At 43.8% G+C, this 18,149-nt stretch carries 13 protein-coding genes; 3 read left to right on the forward strand and 10 right to left on the reverse strand.

Annotation, left to right across the window (positions count from 1 at the left end):
• Position 1: 1 nt before the first annotated feature.
• Genes hcaC through hcaE form a run of 3 tightly spaced genes read right to left on the reverse strand, consistent with a single transcriptional unit; the run spans position 2 to position 2,210 of the window.
• Positions 2 to 328 (reverse strand): 3-phenylpropionate/cinnamic acid dioxygenase ferredoxin subunit, encoded by a 327-nt coding sequence (gene hcaC, locus FTV25_RS08965; RefSeq protein WP_004781817.1) that lies wholly within the window; start codon positions 326 to 328, stop codon positions 2 to 4.
• Positions 328 to 846, reverse strand: coding sequence for a 3-phenylpropionate/cinnamic acid dioxygenase subunit beta (gene hcaF / locus FTV25_RS08970; RefSeq protein ID WP_004781816.1), 519 nt, complete (start codon positions 844 to 846; stop codon positions 328 to 330). Before hcaF ends, hcaC begins: the two co-directional genes overlap by 1 nt.
• Complete coding sequence (hcaE, locus tag FTV25_RS08975; RefSeq protein WP_004781815.1) at positions 843 to 2,210, reverse strand: 3-phenylpropionate/cinnamic acid dioxygenase subunit alpha; 1,368 nt, start codon at positions 2,208 to 2,210, stop codon at positions 843 to 845. Before hcaE ends, hcaF begins: the two co-directional genes overlap by 4 nt.
• 280 nt (positions 2,211 to 2,490) lie before the next feature.
• Between hcaE and hcaR the strand changes: the two genes are divergently transcribed.
• The gene (hcaR, locus tag FTV25_RS08980) at positions 2,491 to 3,399 is read left to right on the forward strand and encodes a DNA-binding transcriptional regulator HcaR (RefSeq protein WP_159123907.1); all 909 of its coding nucleotides are present in this window, start codon (positions 2,491 to 2,493) and stop codon (positions 3,397 to 3,399) included.
• 376 nt (positions 3,400 to 3,775) lie between these two features.
• Here hcaR and FTV25_RS08985 read toward each other — a convergent pair whose 3' ends face one another.
• The 7 genes from FTV25_RS08985 to FTV25_RS09015 all read right to left on the reverse strand — a co-directional run bounded on the left by FTV25_RS08985 (position 3,776) and on the right by FTV25_RS09015 (position 11,918).
• Positions 3,776 to 4,636 carry an alpha/beta fold hydrolase gene (locus FTV25_RS08985; RefSeq protein ID WP_004781813.1) on the reverse strand — a complete coding sequence of 287 codons (861 nt, stop codon included), beginning with the start codon at positions 4,634 to 4,636 and terminating at the stop codon, positions 3,776 to 3,778.
• 283 nt (positions 4,637 to 4,919) lie between these two features.
• A complete protein-coding gene (locus FTV25_RS08990) occupies positions 4,920 to 6,194 on the reverse strand; it encodes an OprD family outer membrane porin (protein ID WP_180002991.1) in 1,275 nt (424 codons plus the stop codon).
• 415 nt (positions 6,195 to 6,609) lie between these two features.
• Entirely contained in the window at positions 6,610 to 7,629 is a 1,020-nt protein-coding gene (gene dmpG, locus FTV25_RS08995; protein WP_125279391.1) for a 4-hydroxy-2-oxovalerate aldolase, read from the reverse strand.
• Positions 7,630 to 7,640: 11 nt separating this feature from the next.
• Entirely contained in the window at positions 7,641 to 8,537 is an 897-nt protein-coding gene (locus tag FTV25_RS09000) for an acetaldehyde dehydrogenase (acetylating) (RefSeq protein WP_004781810.1), read from the reverse strand.
• Between the two features lie 22 nt (positions 8,538 to 8,559).
• Positions 8,560 to 9,357 carry a 2-keto-4-pentenoate hydratase gene (locus FTV25_RS09005; protein ID WP_004781809.1) on the reverse strand — a complete coding sequence of 266 codons (798 nt, stop codon included), beginning with the start codon at positions 9,355 to 9,357 and terminating at the stop codon, positions 8,560 to 8,562.
• Positions 9,358 to 9,777: 420 nt separating this feature from the next.
• Entirely contained in the window at positions 9,778 to 10,446 is a 669-nt protein-coding gene (locus tag FTV25_RS09010; RefSeq protein ID WP_180002993.1) for an HAD-IA family hydrolase, read from the reverse strand.
• A 503-nt stretch (positions 10,447 to 10,949) separates the two neighbouring features.
• Entirely contained in the window at positions 10,950 to 11,918 is a 969-nt protein-coding gene (locus FTV25_RS09015; RefSeq protein ID WP_004781807.1) for an RluA family pseudouridine synthase, read from the reverse strand.
• Positions 11,919 to 12,687: 769 nt separating this feature from the next.
• Between FTV25_RS09015 and FTV25_RS09020 the strand changes: the two genes are divergently transcribed.
• Positions 12,688 to 16,122, forward strand: a complete 3,435-nt coding sequence (locus FTV25_RS09020) for an Rne/Rng family ribonuclease (protein ID WP_180002995.1) — start codon at positions 12,688 to 12,690, stop codon at positions 16,120 to 16,122.
• A gap of 173 nt (positions 16,123 to 16,295) precedes the next feature.
• The gene (locus FTV25_RS09025) at positions 16,296 to 18,137 is read left to right on the forward strand and encodes a long-chain-acyl-CoA synthetase (protein ID WP_180002997.1); all 1,842 of its coding nucleotides are present in this window, start codon (positions 16,296 to 16,298) and stop codon (positions 18,135 to 18,137) included.
• Positions 18,138 to 18,149 lie beyond the last annotated feature (12 nt).

Consider the following 18,149-nt stretch of genomic DNA (forward strand, 5'->3'; position numbering starts at 1 on the left):
ATTACTCTCCTGCCATCTCTACGTATAACGCACCATCTTCAAGTACAACTGGGAATGTTTGAATTGGGTCAGTTGCTGGTAAGCAAAGTGCCTGACCTGTTTTCAAACAGAAACGAGCTGCATGAAGTGGACATTCCACTGTACCGTCGTCTTCAAGGTAGCCTTCAGACATAGAAGCATTACCGTGTGAACAGCGGTCGTTCATTGCGAAGAATTCGCCACCGTTGTTGAATACTGCAAGCGCTTCGATACCGTTTACGCCGCAATCCACTTTTAACGCTTCGCCTTCGTCTAATTCGTCAACTTGGCAAACAAAAATCTTATTCATTAGAAGAACACACTCAGGTTATGTGAGTTATAGGTAACTTGGTCAAGCGTGATCTTACGGTTGAAGATCTGGAAGCCCAGGCCGCCTTCAACTTTGCGGATCTTGTCATGACGTTTACCACAGTAAATCGTAACGTCTTTCTCTTTCTGGGTACGGTACAGTAGGTATGTCACGTACACATCGTATTCGCCTTCAACTTCAGTTGGCTCAACAATCACGTTGCTCACCATGTGAGTGGTACGTGATGGAGGCTCTTCAGCCCAAGCCATACCAGTTTCTAGACGTGCAACACGACGTTCCAGAAGATCTTTCGTATCGTTGAATACCCAGGTAGTAGGTGGTTCAACTGAACGACGACGGTCACGCGTTTGAGCGTTTGGTGTAGTACGTAGCGTGTAAGAAATATCTTCAGCTAGCGTGTCTAACCACTCGCGGAATTTCCAGTCATCAAGAAGCTTGGCTTCTTGATACAGGAACTGACTAATTTGGTGATGAAGTTCTAAACTGATTTGACTCATTTCATAAGCTCCTTCTCATATTCGTCAGCCGCAGCTTCAACGTCTTCCCATTTTTCATGAATCAATAAATCTGCCCAACGGCGGTACATACCACGTGCTGCAGTTTCAGAGAAAATATAGTTAGTGATACCCGGGATACCATCTTCACGTACTTTCTCGTTACCTTTACCCATTTCCATAATGAGTTTGTTTTGACGCGCTTTGTAACCACGTAAAACTTTTTGGATTTCGATCCAGTTTTCAGAGTCATCTTGCTCTAGGAAACCAGCAGGACCGAAGGCACGAGTTGCAGAACGTTCAAATGCTGCTTGTACATCTTCTGGCGCGTCCGCATCACAGATACAGAATGCCCAAACTTCAGTTTTGTTTGGACCACGTGGGTGCCATACACGAAGAGTCGCAGTACCGTTCAACCAAGACAATGTAGGGAACATGGTGTTGTGACCTGCAAGACGCAGCGCACGAGTTTCACCTAGGCGTTCTTTCACTTCTTCGTAAGTTTCGCGGAAGTAGTTTGCTACTTCACCATCAACCCATACGTTTGCGTCTGGTTTCTCTGTGAAGAAGAAGCCTGAACCGTGACCACGTGAACCGTATTGGATCGCGTCTTTCGCAGTTTCCCAAACTGGACGAGCAGTTTGTGCAGCACCTAATTTCTTAGAAGATTCGTCGTCTGGTTTCGCACCAAGCACCTGAATTGCAGATGCGTGAGAGAACAACGCGTGATATTGGTCAGATGCGAACTGTTCAGCTGCAAATTTCCAGTTACACTCGATTTCCCATTTGTGTACACCACCCACAATCACAGTACCGCCTTCACGACGATCTACAACGCCGTCCAGGTACCAAGCGATATCGCCCATGTATTCTTCTAGATCTGGAGTCGTTTCATCCCAGCATCCGAAAATCAGGCCTTTGTATGATTTAACACGGTTAACTTCTACCAGACCCCATTGCTCTTTACATGCACCATGTGGGTAAGCACGATCTTCAAGCGGGATGTCTTTTAGAGAACCATCAATACCGTATGACCAGCCGTGGTATGGGCAAGTGAACGCACGTGTATTACCACAGTCTGCGAAGCTTACGCGCATAGAACGGTGACGGCATTGGTTTAAGAATGCTTTGATTGAGCCATCTTTTTGGCGTGCCACGATGATTGGATCTTCACCCATGTAGGTATTGAAGAAATCGCCAGCCTTAGGAATTTGGCTTTCATGGCAAAGGAATAACCATGTACGACCGAAGACACGTTCAAGTTCTAATTCGTAAATGTCAGGATCTGTATAGATAGATGGCGTGATACGTCCATTTTGTGCATCGACTAAAGCGTCGATTTCGCGCACATCAATTTTTCCACTCATGAAAAGCTCTCCTGTGACCAGTTATGGCACAAAGTAATAGACTCAACTTTTCAACGATGATGGATTTTAGGGCGGTTTTGGGGAAATATTTTTTTTGTTTCAATTAATAGTTTTAAGCAATTATTCTAGGCGTGTATTTTTATATTAAAACACTAATCAATCCCTCCAAAGCATTTACTTTCTAAATGACAAAATAATCTTCACGACATAGTTGTTTATAGATTATACTCTTCTGAAATTATAGTAAGACATTTTTTGGATTACTCGACGGGCTGATGATATGGAATTACGACACCTCCGCTACTTCATTACTGTGGCTGAAGAACTCAACTTCAGTAAGGCAGCACTCAAACTTTACACGGCTCAGCCATCACTTAGTCAGCAAATCAAAGATTTGGAAGAAGATGTCGGTGTCAAACTGCTACACCGTACCAAGCGTAAAGTCGAACTGACCGAAGAAGGTGCTGTATTCCTAGAACAGGCCCGCCTGACGCTGGCACAAGCTGATAAGGCGATTGCCATGGCCCGTCAGGTCTCACAAGCCAAGCAGCAGATGCTACGCATCGGTTTCGTCCCTGTCGCGGAAATGAAAATCTTCCCGTATATCCTGCCGAATCTGCGCGTGCAAAACCCTGATTTAAAAATTGAATTGCTCAGTCTGAACAATAATGAGCAAATGCGATTATTGAAGAAAGGCGAACTGGATCTGACCTTTACCCGTCACAATTTCCATAGTGATGAAATTGAAAGCCAGTTTGTGATTCGTGAGCCATTGATCTTCATTTTGCCGAAGGATCATCCTTTAGCGAAATACGACCGTATTCCAGTTAAATTACTGAATGGTATAGATTTTATTATTCCATCTGCAGAACAGTCACTCACCCTGCACAATACGATTATGGAATTTGCCAAGACCAATGGCATTGAGCTTAATATTGTGCAAAAGGCGGATAATATCCTGTTCAATATCAACTCGATTGGAATGGGCTTGGGCTGTGCCATCCTGCCAGGCTATATCGCACCATTGACCATGAACAATACTGTAATCCGCCCGCTGGATGTAGAACTTCCCTTTTTAGATCTTTATGTTAGCTATCGCAAGGATAGTAATTCAGTCGCAGTGAAGAAGTTCCTGGAACTCCTGACTCGCGTATTCTACCTAGACATTAACCGCGACGAACCACATTAATTTTCTATTTTTATAGCAGCACACGTAATTTCCTCTGAGAATACGTGTGCTTTTTTGTTTTTATTTTTTCTGATCAAAATTTCATTTTATATTCATTTTTCCTATGACAGACCACATCTAGCTTGGCTTCCAACATCTCCGACCATGGCTTATTAGGTTTAATTTTTGCTCAAATTAGGCTTCTTTTACAACTTAAGTCTAATAAGAAGTCTAAGGCCCATTTTAATTTTTGAAATTCTGATTAATAGCTAAAAGGCATTAAAAACATTCAAAAAATTCACTGAATGAAATGACACTCATTTGGCAGCAGTAAATCAAATATTTTAGAAAGAAAAAAGGATGACCGAAGCCATCCTTTTTCTAAACTGTTTACGACTTATTTTACGCCGTGTACAGCCAGGTAGTTTTTGATCACAGTGTTGAACTCATCTGATTTTTCAACTTGAGACCAGTGACCACATTGACTGAAGATGTGTGCATCAGCATTTGGCACGATGTTCAGGATGTCCCAAGTACGAGAAACCGGAATGACCACATCTTGAGTACCATGAATCAATAATACAGGTACAGTGATGTCTTTCATTTTTTCGAAGTCTAATGGGAATTCGAAACGGTCACGGTCACGTGCGCCTACTACATCCATCAAACGGTTTGATGCATAGTCATTTGCAGCAGAAGCAAAACGTACTTTCACCAGTTCGTCAGTGATCAGGTCTTTGTTCACGACAAACATAGACAGGGTTTTCTTGATGCCTTCTTCAGTTAATACAGGGTTTGCATGTGCTTTTAGTGCAGCAGTCTGTTTTGCACCGCCAGTACCCATAGACACGATACCTAGAACACGTTCAGGATAATCAAGTGCCATCTGGAATGCCAACCAGCCACCCAGAGAGTTACCCACTAACCAGGTTTTTTCGATACCTAATGCATCTAGAGTACGTACAGCATGATCCACCCATGCACGGATACCATAAGCAGTACCTGGTGCAACCACAGTTTGACCATAACCAATGGTATCGATTGCGATACAACGTGCTTGTTCACCAATTGAAGGCAGGTTTAACCACCAGTTTGCAGCAGCAGACACACCCGTACCTGAACCGTGCAGGAACAGAATAGGCGTACCTTCACCAATTTCATGGTAGTGAGTCAACTCACCTTCTGCAGTTTCAATCCATTTGTCTTCTAAGCCGAAGAAAGGATCTGTTTTATAATCAGGGATTTGAACAGTGCTCATCATGATTCCTCTTACAGTTTCTTGCTTGCGTGTTCCTCGATGACGAGAACTCGACGTCAAGTTGACTCATTAAAAATGATCTTTTTACCGTCTTATATTAACCGCTCTACTGTCTTCAACTGATATAAAATTACGATTGCATACTACAAAAAATATATTATTTAAGTATTTGTTTTAATTAATTATTTTAAATTTAAAACCCTGTTTAATTTAAGGCTTTGATTAAGTTCTTAACTCAAAAAAAAGCAGTCAGAATACTGACTGCCCTTAAAATGCGCTTAACTTAGAATTTATGGGTATAAGTCGTCGCTACGCGGTATTCTTGAAGATCTGGTTTAGTAGGATTAGCAAAATTCACATCGATATACATCGCTTGAATGCCTAATCCTTTTAACTTACCCTCTGGAACAGTGTAATTCGCAATCAGATTTAACTCATCAGTATTAAAGTTTTGATCACCTGATTGAGCATCATAACCTTTGAAATAAACTGCAGTCGCATTTAAGCCTTTGGCACCCATTTCAGAGAAGTCATAGCCATAAGAAATATTCCATGACTTTTCTTCTGGTGCAGTAAAGGTTGCAACGCCCCAGTTCACCAGATAAGGCTGCGGCACCCAGCCGCCGAGTGATGGAAATGCAGTATCACCAAACATTTGCTGATAACCCAGACCTACGGTATGCGCACCATGATTAACTTTTGCCCCTACTGACAATGCCTGATTATCAATATCACCATACAGTTTGTCACCTGAATCTGAGTTATCAAAATAACGCACATGGCTATCTAATTTGGTTTTTTCGCCTAGCGCAGTTTTGTAATTCACACCCAAGTAATGCTGTTGGTAGATGTCTTGAACATCTGCATACCAGTAGCTACCACCAATTTCAGGCGTGAACTGGTGATCTACACCGGCAATCCACATACCATCAGATTCAGGACCTAAGTCATAATGACCTTGTGTACCATCAGGTAAAGTTCTACCTGGAGAAAATAAAGCTAAATCACGGAACTGATTGTCGTAACGATTATTAATTTTATCAATATAAGCCAAAGTCAGTTTGGTATCTTTAATCTCTTTAGATTCTAACCATGCACCGCTATAAGTAGTGATGAGCTGACGAGATGGATCAAATACCAGCACTGGAGATACAGGCAATAACTCACCCACTTTCAGCTCAGTCTCAGAAACTTTAGCTTTTAAGGTTGCGCCAACTTTACCAAAATGATCTTTAGATTCTTTACCATCGTGAGGCAACACCCAATCCGGATTTTGATCACGGCCTTTGAGTTTAACTGCATGTTGAACCAGAACATCTGCACCAACCTGCACCCCACCACCAATATCGTGATAGCCTGACTTCGCATCCAAAGTCACACCTTGTGACCAAGAACCCCAATTACGTGAAGAAAAATCATCTTGATACTGACGATCTAGATAAAAGTTTTTAAATTTAAGCTGGACATTACTATCGTCAATAAAATCTGCATTCGCTGCAGTTGTTCCTAAACTTGCTGTTGCAGCAAGCATTGCTATCCATAAGTTTTGACGACGCATGGCTTATTCCTAGTAATCAAATTAAGCTATGCCGCTATCATGCTCAACTCTAGTTTTTTTAAAAATCCGACTACAGTATTAAAATTTTTCTATTAATCTCTATAGATAGAATAAGTATGCTGAAATTTGAAAAAGACTTATATTTATAAACAATTAACTAAAATAAAAAATTAACCAGATAATCAATATAAATCCATGTTTTCTCTTATATAAACAGCCATTATTTTTTTATAATTTAAAAATAACTTTTTATTTATCGTTTTTATGTTTAAGGAAATGTGTTTGATTATTTTCTTAAAATAAATAGTAATAATTAAAATATCTTATTCTATCGTTTTAATATCTTATTCATTTTATTCAAATAAATAAAAAAGCGCCCTTTCGGACGCTTTTTTTAAAATTTAGCTTTTAACTATTAAGCTTGAAGCTCTTTCGCTTTAGACATAGTCAATGCCAAATCTTCAATCATATCTTCCTGACCACCAACGGTACCACGACGACCTAGCTCAAGCAGAATTTCACGAGCAGATACGCCATATTTTGCTTCAGCACGTTTAGCGAACAATAGGAATGAAGAGTAAACACCTGCATAACCCAGAGTTGCAGCATCACGGTCAGCACGGATTTGGTGAGTCATCATTGGGATGATCAGATCTTCTGCAACGTCTTGTACTTTAAACAGGTCAACACCAGTTTCCATTTGCATACGGTTTGCAACCGCAACAAACAGTTCAAGTGGCGTATTACCCGCACCAGCACCCAGACCGGCAGATGCCAAGTCAACACGTGTTGCACCCGCTTGTACAGCAGAAACAGAGTTAGCTACGCCCATACCTAAGTTGTGGTGACCATGGAAACCGATTTCGATATCTGAACCCAAGTTAGCACGTAAGATACCTACACGGTCAGTCACGTCTTGCGGAAGCATATAACCAGCAGAGTCAGTCACATAGATACAGTTAGCACCGTATGACACCATTTTTTGTGCTTCTTCAAGTAATTTTTCAGGTGTTGCCATGTGAGCCATCATCAGGAAGCCCACAGTGTCCATACCCAGTTTACGCGCAGCAGTAATATGCTGTTCAGAAACGTCTGCTTCAGTAGAGTGAGTCGCTACACGAATAGTTGCTACACCTACATCATGTGCCATTTTCAGGTGATCAACCGTACCGATACCAGGAAGTAAAAGTGCAGATACTTTCGCTTGTTTCAGGTTTGGAATCACCGCTTTCAGGTATTCTTCATCAGTTGCAGCTGCGAAACCGTAGTTCACAGAGTTACCGCCAAGGCCGTCACCGTGTGTTACTTCAATCAGCGGTACACCTGCATCATCCAGAGCAGTTGCAATCGCAACCATTTGCTCAGGTGTAGTTTGATGGCGCATGGGATGCATACCATCACGTAAAGTCATATCATTAATAATAATCTTAGACATGAAGGTGCTCCTTAAGCTTCAACTGCATTTAAAACACGTTCTGCAAACATCTCTGCGGTACGTGCAGCTGCTGCAGTCATAATGTCGAGGTTACCTGCATATTTCGGCAGGAAGTCACCCAGACCTTCAACTTCAAGGAAGATCGATACGCGGTTGCCATCAAATACTGGACCATTCACCAGTTTGTAACCTGGTACGTATTTTTGGACCTCGAGGATCATCGCATGTACAGATTCAGTGATCGCTGCCTGATCTGGCTCACCTTCTACTAGACAGTGAACAGTATCACGCATCATCAGTGGTGGCTCAGCCGGGTTAATGATGATGATCGCTTTACCTTGTTTCGCACCACCGACTTTCTCAATTGCACCAGCAGTAGTACGCGTGAATTCGTCGATGTTTTTACGTGTACCAGGACCGACTGATTTAGTCGATACAGTCGCAATGATTTCGCCATAGTTCACAGGCTGAACGCGAGAAATCGCTGCAACCATAGGAATCGTTGCCTGACCGCCACAAGTTACCATATTGACGTTTGGCACTTCACCTTGTTCAAGCAATGCTTCAAGGTTGACAGGTGGTACGCAGTAAGGACCAATTGCAGCTGGTGTTAAGTCAATCATTAACACGCCAAGCTCGTTCAGCTTACGGCTGTTTTCAGCATGTACATAAGCAGAAGTTGCATCGAAGGCGATTTTGATGTCATCTTCAACTACGTGAGGCAGCAAACCGTCTACGCCTTCAGCAGTGGTTTTTAAACCCATTTTTGCTGCACGTGCTAGACCTTCAGAAGTTGGGTCAATCCCCACCATCCATACTGGTTCTAACCATTCGCTGCGTTGCAGTTTATAAAGCAAATCAGTACCAATATTACCTGGACCGATCAATGCACATTTAATCTTTTTCATGAATGTACTCTCTTGTATTCCCTTATTCAGCAGCAAAAGCAGCTGTTACTGAACCAAAGCCTTCAATTTCAACTTTGAATTCGTCGCCAGGCTGAGCTACAACCATTGGACCCAAAGCACCAGTCAAAATAATGTCGCCTTTTAGCAATGGACGGCCACGGCGTACCATTTCATCTGCCAGCCACACAGCAGCATTTAACGGGTTTGCCAGACATGCTTTACCCACGCCTTGAGAAACCACTTCGTCGCCACGTGTCATGACCATCTTGCAGTTCACAAGATCAAGGTTTTCCAGTTTGACAGGCTTAGAGCCCAGAACGAATGCAGCAGAAGATGCGTTATCAGCTACGGTATCAATCAGGCTGATTTTCCAGTTTTCGATACGGCTATCGACCACTTCTACAGCAGGAAGTGCATAGTCAGTTGCACTAATGATGTCTGCATACGTATGTTTTGCTTTAGTCAGATCTTCTTTGATGACCAATGCGATTTCAGCTTCAACTTTCGGTTGAATCAGCAAACCTGCAGGGATTGCTTCACCATCGCCATAGGCCATGTCGGCAAACAACATACCGAAGTCAGGCTGATCTACGCCAAGCTGTGCTTGAACCACTTTCGATGTCAAACCAATTTTACGACCTACCAGACGGCGACCTTCCGCCAGAGCACGCTCGGTATTTACTTCCTGAACGGCATAGGCAATATCTACGTCAGCACTTTCACCACCAAGTTCCGGGCGAATCGGTGCGATCGCAGTTTTTGAGAGTTCAGCAGTACGTAATGCTTGTGCAACTGATTCAACAACAGCAGAATTCGACATCAATGTTTCCTTAAACTGCAAAAATGAGGCTTATGCCGAGAACTAAGACAAGCAAAATGTTCTGACCTGATCATTTCGATCATTCCAATAAACAATTGCGCCTAGTACGGGCATATGAATAAACAGTTTTAGGATGGGAAAAATACGACGTGAATGCCAATAGTTATTTTATTTTTTGCAATAGCTATTATCTATAAATTAAATTTATAAAAATCAATTAAAAACATAATCTTATAATTATGAATTAAGTTATATCCAACTAAATAACTCAACAATCATGACAGAACAAAACCACTGTAATCACAACTTTAGACTAAAAGATAAGACCAGTTGTTCAAATCTACCGCATTGATCCGCATCTTGATCCGCATCTTCTATTTCAGAAAATGCCGGATCTTGAAGAATGACTAAGATACTGAATTAAATCGCTTCCTTCCATTGGACTTTAGCCAATAAAAAGTCATGCAAACTGCTGACATCCTTTACAATCGACAGTGGATTAAACTGTGCCAAAGTTTCCGGTGTATGTACGCCATAAGTCACACCTACACTTGGCATGGCAATGTTCATCGCCATTTCCAGATCATAAGAAGTGTCACCGACCATAATCGCTTCATGCGCATTGACACCAGTTTCAGTCAGAATTTCAGCCAGCATTAAAGGATCAGGTTTGGAGCGGGTTTCACTGGCAGCACGAGTGGCATGGAATAGTTCCAGACTATTCGTTTGTTTTAGTACCCGGTCTAAACCTTTACGGCTTTTACCTGTTGCCACCGCTAGCTTAATCCCTTCATCTTTTAAGCTATACAGCATCTCAGCTACGCCCTCAAACCAGGCATCATTGACTGAGTTCATCACATAGTGATCTGAATAGGCCTGCAAAATATCCGCATGTAATTCTGGTACAGTTGGGAATAGCCGTTGTGCGACTTCTGGCAAACCCAGCCCGATAATGCTTTTCGCATCTGCATCAGTTAAAGGTTGCTGAAACTGTTGCGCAGCAAACTGTAAACTCGACACGATCTGACCCACTGAATCAAATAAAGTGCCATCCCAATCAAAAATGACCAGTTTTATAGGTGAATTCATATAAGGTTCCTAGTATTTGATTCAGTACTAATCCACCCCGGCCCTCCTTTTTCAAAGGAGGGAGAGTTTTATCACAAAATAACTTTTATTGTGATATCACAACAGCTATTGGCTATCCAATGGCGACATGGATGTCGCCGTTGATCTGTGGCATAGGGACATGCCATCAGATCAACAGAAGGGGTTTTGTTACTTTTGCCCCCGTCAAAAGTAAAACACTGCCTACGCGATAAAATTTGAATTTATAACTACAAAACTCGGCTGTGCTTTACTTTTACCTCACCTCAGCCCTCTCCTAAAAGGAGAGGGAGATTCATTACTAAATAAATGAAGGAGTAAACCTAATTAGCAATAAAATTTACTACACCTAACTCATGAATAAAGTTATTTAAATAACGTTCCCTCTCCTGAACGAGTTTAAAGCACTGCTTTAAACGATGTGCAAGAAAGGAGACTTGCGTAGCAATGCTACTCAGGGAGAGGATTAACTTAAAAGCTAAAAATTACTCGTCATCTTCCGTAGGTATTACCACCTTATCCGCCTTTTGCGCACGAAGCTGAGCTACAAGACTCTGCATATCTTCAGGCAAAGGCGCTTCAATCGTCGGATAGCCTGGAATTTCCAGACGCATCGCATGCAGACATAAGCGGCGTGGTTTTGGTCCACGATATTCAGTTTCATGTCCGTATTTTTCATCACCTACCAGCGGATGACCAATGCTGAGACCATGTACACGAATCTGATGGGTACGACCAGACAATGGAGAAGCATACACCAGTGTCGCATGCATAAAACGCTCTGCCACATTCCACTGGGTTTTAGACTCTTTGCCTTCTTTAGAGACACGGACACGGCGCTCACCATTAGAAAGTTCATAACGATGCAAAGGTGCATCAATGAGTTGCTTATCTAGCGTTACCTGCCCTTTCACGACAGCGGCATAAGTTTTTTTAATCTTATGTTCACGTAATAAATCTTGTAGCGTTTTTAAGGTACTGCGCTTTTTCGAGATCATCACCAGACCCGATGTGTCACGGTCAATACGGTGAATCAATTCCAGGTATTTTTTACCTGTTGCAGCACGTAGGCCTTCAATCAGGCCATACGCCACACCGCTACCGCCATGCACAGCAATACCCGATGGTTTATTGACAACCATCAAGCCTTCATCTTCATATACCACACGTGACAGAAGACCTTGAGCCACCTTGTCCGAAATCGGCGCTTCTGATTCATCTTTTTGTTCATAACGAATAGGTGCCACACGAATCTGGTCGCCAATCGCCAGTTTGGTTTCGGCCTTAATGCGTTTTTTATTGACGCGAACCTGTCCTTCACGAATCAGACGATAAATCCGACTTTTAGGCACCCCTTTCAGACGACTGAACAAGAAATTATCGATTCGCTGTCCATCTTGATGTTCATCCACTTCAAACCAAGTGACGCTTTGCCATTGTTGTGTAGAATTCATACAGTTACTATGACCCAAAAATTACTAAAATTGATTAAAAACTGATCACTTAGGTTATGCTTTACACAAGAAACATAAGCTTAGCCCATAGGCAGATGATGCAAGGTTTGATATAGTCAGCGCACGGAAACCATCGTTTGTGAGTAAAAGTTGAAGCATTTCAGATTTCTCTGAACTTGATTATTCAATTAAAGACTCACATGATACGGGAAGGTCCCAAAAGAATTATGCCGACGCCGAAGGCTTATTATATCGGCAAACAAAGCAAACTGTTGCGTTTAATTGTACCTCAGGTACATAAATCAGTTTGTCTGAAAAAATATGTCGCCAACCTAGTTGGTTTTTAAACGTAAACTGATACACATCAGATTAGTCGCACCCTGAAGACGACTTCAGGCTACAGCGTTTGATGCATTGGATCTGCACAGTTTGTAAAGATACGACGACAATTCCGTATCAAGACACTTTCTATAAAGAAGGGATGATCTTCGAGCAATGTGACAGTGAAAGTTACTCACATCTAATGCACCGCTTGTCCGCCAGTGAAACGTTCAGGTGACTTTAATCGTTTAAAGATTGAAGCCGTATTGCCATCATCAATACGTGAATCAAAATACCGAAGCTGATCTATATTCAAGTAGACGCCGGGAATAAAAGACTCAGACCACAATGCCAAGCATTGGAGATCTGGGCCATTGATCCGTGATGTGTGATGTTCGCTACGTGAATAGCGATTTTTTGCTGTGTATCACTATAAGGTGTTACACCCATGAAACGTATGTTGATTAATGCAACACATGCCGAAGAAATTCGCGTTGCACTTGTCACTGGTCAGCGTCTTTACGATTTCGATTTAGAGAATCGTACCCGTGAACAAAAAAAATCTAATATCTATAAAGGTCACGTGACTCGCGTTGAACCTTCTTTAGAAGCTGTATTCGTTGAATACGGCGCAGGTCGCCAAGGCTTCCTGTCTATGCGTGAAATCGCAAACTCTTATTACAAAGCCGATCCTCGCCAAACTTCAAATATCCGTGAACTGATTACTGAAGGTACTGAACTTCTGGTTCAGGTGGAAAAAGAAGAGCGCGGCAATAAAGGCGCTGCTCTCTCAACTTTCATCTCTTTAGCTGGTCGTTATCTGGTTCTGATGCCAAACAACCCGAAAGGTGGCGGTATCAGCCGTCAGATTTCTGGTTCAGTACGTGAAGAACTGAAAGAAATGCTGGCCTCTTTAAATGTGCCACGTGGTATGAGCGTCATTGTTCGTACAGCAGGCATTGGCCGTTCTCAAGAAGAATTACAGCTTGATCTGCAACATTTGCTAGACCTTTGGGCACAAATTCAAAGCACTGCAAATTCAGGTCCATCACCTATGCTGGTCCATCAGGAAGCAGGTGTGGTAACTCGTGCCATCCGTGATTACCTGCGTGATGATGTAGCAGAAATCCTGATTGACTCTGAGCAAGCCTATAACGAAGCTTATAACTTCGTTAAAGCAGTAATGCCGCTTCAGTTAGACAAACTGAAAACTTATACATTGAATGAGCCTTTGTTTGCGCATTTCGGTATCGAAAGCCAGATTCAAACTGCTTATGAACGTGAAGTAAAACTGCCTTCAGGCGGTTCGATCGTGATCGATCAAACTGAAGCTTTAGTTTCAATCGACATTAACTCGGCAAAATCAACTCGCGGTCAGGACGTTGAAGATACAGCGTTAAATACCAACCTTGAAGCCGCTGAAGAAATTGCTCGCCAATTACGTTTACGTGATATCGGTGGCTTAGTTGTCATCGACTTCATCGACATGACCAAAGACCGCAACCAGCGTATGGTAGAAGCGAAACTGCGTGAAGCAACGCAAAGCGACCGTGCACGTATCCAGTTCGGCCAATTGTCTCGTTTCGGCCTGATGGAAATGAGCCGTCAACGTCTGCGTCCATCGCTTGAAGAAGCAACTGGTTATGTCTGCCCACGCTGTCATGGTACCGGTATGGTACGTGACCTGCGTTCTCTATCACTTTCAATTATGCGTAAAGTGGAAGAAATCGCACTACGTGAACGTCATGGTGAAGTTCAGGTTGAAGTACCGGTAGAAATTGCGGCGTTCATGCTCAATGAAAAACGTCACAGCCTGGTATATCTGGAACAAACTTCAAATACACGTGTGACTGTACTTCCACATCCACACTTGGAAACACCTCACTACGAAATTTCGTATAATCCTGAAGGTTTCGCACCGACAAGTTACGAGCGTACTGAAGCAACCCGTTCAAGCGAAAAAGAACTGGGCTATGAGTCTTCTGAGTGGCATTTAGAAGAAGAACATACGCATACCGCTGCACCAGCACCTGCTCAGCAGCAAAACAACGGCAAAAACAATAAACGCCGCAATAACCAGAATCAGCAAAATGTACAGCAAGCACCTGTTGCACAACAGGCACCTGCTCAAGTTGCAGCACCTGCTGCCAGCCCATGTGCATGGTTAGAAAACCTGTTTGTACAAAAACAGGCAACTACTGTTGATCAATCTCGCACAGCGAACAATGCTGCTGCTGCCATCGAACAGATGGTAAATGGCGGTGCGGTAAGCCGTGGTCAGTTCGGCCAGGTTGCTCCTGTAACACCAGCAGTATCTGCACAGCCAACAGCTGTTGCAGCACCAGCAACTACCGGCAATGCTTATCTGGCGCCATCGACTGTAGTCCATAAACCAGAGCGTGATCAGTCTGAAAAAGCTGAACGTGAAGAGAAATCACAGCGTCATAACAAGAAAGCACGTAGCAACAAGCACAAAGAGCCACGTGAACAGGCGCAGTCTGATAATGCATCACAACATCAGGTGCATGAAGAAGTGGTTCAGGTTTCTCGTCAGGAACAACGTCAGGAAGCGCGTGAAAACAAACGCAACTCTCGCCGTCAGCACCACAATGAGTCTGCACAGCAAAGCGATACTCACGGCAATGAGCAACAGCAAAACGTGCCACGTCGTGACCGTCGCAACCAGCAACGTCCAGAACGTCCAAATCGCCACCGCGATCCAAGTGTTCTAAATGAACAAGCTGCACCTCAAGCACCTGCTGCCGTTGAAGCGCCAGCAGTCAATGAAAAGCAAGTTCGTGTGGAACTGGTCGATGCTCCTCGTAAAGAAGTGATGCCAACAGCAATGGTGGTAAATATTGACGAGGCGAAAAGCGAAATTGTGGCATTGAATGACACTGCTCCAGTCGCAAAACCTGCTGTTGAAGTGACTGCCCCTGCCGATGCTCCTGTAGAAGCACCAGCTGCGGAAGAGTTCCTGGCTGAAGTGACTGCATCTGCTCCTGCAGAGAAAACGCCTGAAGCTCAGTCATCATCAAAACAGCGTGCCAGCAATGACCCACGTCAACGTCGTCGCGACCGTCGTGCTGCACAAGGCCAACAGGCGAAAACTCAGCAATTGACACCATCACAGGTGCCAACACTTGGCCAATACACTATTGGTAGCCTGATTCGCCATGTTTATGGTGAAGACTGTTCAGTCCTGATTGAACAGTTCGGTCTGTTGCCAACGTTTAACCGTGCATTGCAAAAGTTCACGCAGGAATATAATGCGACTTTAGCAACGGTTTCGACCGCGACCACAGAGAAAAAACCTGTAACTCGTGATGTAGAAGTCAGCAAAGCGCAGCCTGAAGCAGAACCTGCTCCTGTGCTGGATTTAACTCCGCCTGCACCAGTTTCAGAGAAACGTGTGGCGAATGATCCACGTGAGCGTCGTCGTCTCGCCAAACTGGCTGCCGAGCAAGCATTACAGCAGGCTAAACAGCAAGCACAAGCTGAAGCAGAATCTACTGCGGCTGAACCTGCTGCAGAAGCAACGGCTCCAGCGGAAGAAGCGAAAGCTGAAAGTGCTGAAGCTGCACCTGCTGAAGCTCCGGTAGCTGCAGTAGAAAGTGCTGATACAACTGAAGCGACTCAAACTCCTGAGCCAGCTGCGGAAGCATCTGTAGAAACTGCGAAAGCTGAACAGGCTCCCGCTGAAGAAGTCACTGAAACAACTACAGTTGAAGTAACTCCAGCAGAAAGCGAAGCTACGCCTACCGAAACTCCGGAAGCCGATAAAGCTGAAGAAGCTGTAGCAAAAGCTGAAAAACCGGCTGCCCGCCCACGTCGTCCACGTGGCCGTCCACCGAAAAAAACCAATACTGCAACTGAGTCATAATTCGCCCAATTGCAGTTAACTAAAAAACCTAGTCATTTCGGTGGCTAGGTTTTTTTTGCTAGATTTTGTCAGAATAGGTTGATTACTCTAGTTTCAACACGCTAAAAGATGGCTATCATCCGTTTATTGCATATAAATTAAACGCATTGGATACGAAAAATAATAGGACGCCCATGACCCAGACGAACCAACCCGATCTTATTGGCATTGCAGATGTCGCAGCCAAAATCCCTGCCTTCATCAGTAAGGTCCCTAATCTGCTGAACGGACTGCGACAGGCTTATTTACGTACTCCCAATACGCCCGCAGGCCTGGGTTTAGCTTTTGAAAAAGCAACACAGCGTAATTCTGAAGGTATTGCATTACGTTTTGAGGATCAGTCCTATACCTATGCTCACCTAAATGGCTGGGCGAACCAGATCGCACATTTCTACCTTTCTCTCGGTGCACAGAAAGGTGATGTGGTGGCCGTGATGGTCGAGAACCGTCCGGAGTTCATTGCCAGTGTGATTGGTCTGGCCAAGCTGGGTATCACGATTGCGCTGGTGAATACCTCTCAGGTCGGCAAAGTCCTGACACATAGTATTAACCTGGTGAAACCGATTGCGGTCATTGTCGGTGAAGAGTGTCGTGCTGCCGTTGATGAAATCCGCAATAATCTCAATATTGCCGCTGACCGTTTCCACTGGTTTGCCGATCAGAACACACAAGAAAATACCGGACAAGCACCTGAAGGGTTTATCAACCTAGCAGAGCAGATTGACCAGTTCCCGAAATTCAATACACCGACTACGCATTCGGTACAAGGCAAAGACGGCCTGTTCTATATCTATACTTCAGGTACTACCGGCTTACCTAAAGCGGTGATCTTTACCAATAGCCGCTGGACACTCGCCTATGGCACCTATGGCCATGTCCTGAACCTGAATAAAGATGATGTGATGTACTGCACCCTGCCGCTTTATCATGCGACAGGTATTGTGGTGTGCTGGTGTGGGGTGATTGCCGGAAGCAGTACTTTTGCCATCCGCCGTAAATTCTCCACCTCTTCCTTCTGGAAAGATGTCAAAAAGTTTGATGCTTCTGCGATTGGTTATGTCGGTGAACTTTGCCGCTACCTGATGGATGCCCCACCGTCTGAACTGGAAAAAGGCCATCGTGTCACCAAGATGATTGGTAATGGCATGCGCCCGAACATCTGGGATAAATTCAAATCCCGTTTTGGCATCAAGGAAGTACTGGAACTGTATGCCTCAAGTGAAGGTAATGTCGGTTTCAGCAATGTCTTTAACTTTGACAATACTGTCGGTTTCTCACCAACGCCTTATGCCATTATCGAATTTGATAAAGATAAAAATGAGCCTGTACGTGATGCCAAAGGTCGCTGCAAACGGGTGAAAAAAGGTGAAACCGGTTTATTGATTGGTAAAATCACCCGCCGCTCCCCTTTCGATGGCTATACCGATCCGGAAAAGAACAAGGCGGTCATCATGCATGACGTGTTCAGCAAAGGTGATTCCTACTTCAATACCGGCGATCTGGTACGTAATATCGGTTTCCGTCATGCCCAGTTTGTTGATCGTCTCGGTGACACCTTCCGCTGGAAAGGTGAAAATGTTTCAACGACTGAAGTCGAAAACATGCTGACCGAGTATGACAAAATTATCGAAGCTGTAGTTTATGGTGTAGAAATTCCAAATACCAATGGCCGTGCCGGTATGGCTGCAATTACCCTGCAACCGGGAAGCACCCTGGATGAGCAAGACCTGAAAAATATGGTCAGCACCTTTAAACGCTGTCTGCCTGCATATGCAGTTCCAGTTTTTCTGCGCATTCAAGAACAGGTAGAAACGACCGGTACCTTCAAGTATCAGAAAAACAAACTGAAAGAACAGGCTTTTGACCCAAACAAAACCGATGAACGCCTGCTGGTTTTATTGCCAGGCAGCGATGCGTATTGTGAGCTGACTCAAGAAATTTTTGAGAATATTCAAGCCTATCAATATCGTTTCTAAGTGCTGAAGTTG

This window comes from Acinetobacter sp. YH12249, assembly GCF_013417475.1.
Classification (GTDB): domain Bacteria; phylum Pseudomonadota; class Gammaproteobacteria; order Pseudomonadales; family Moraxellaceae; genus Acinetobacter.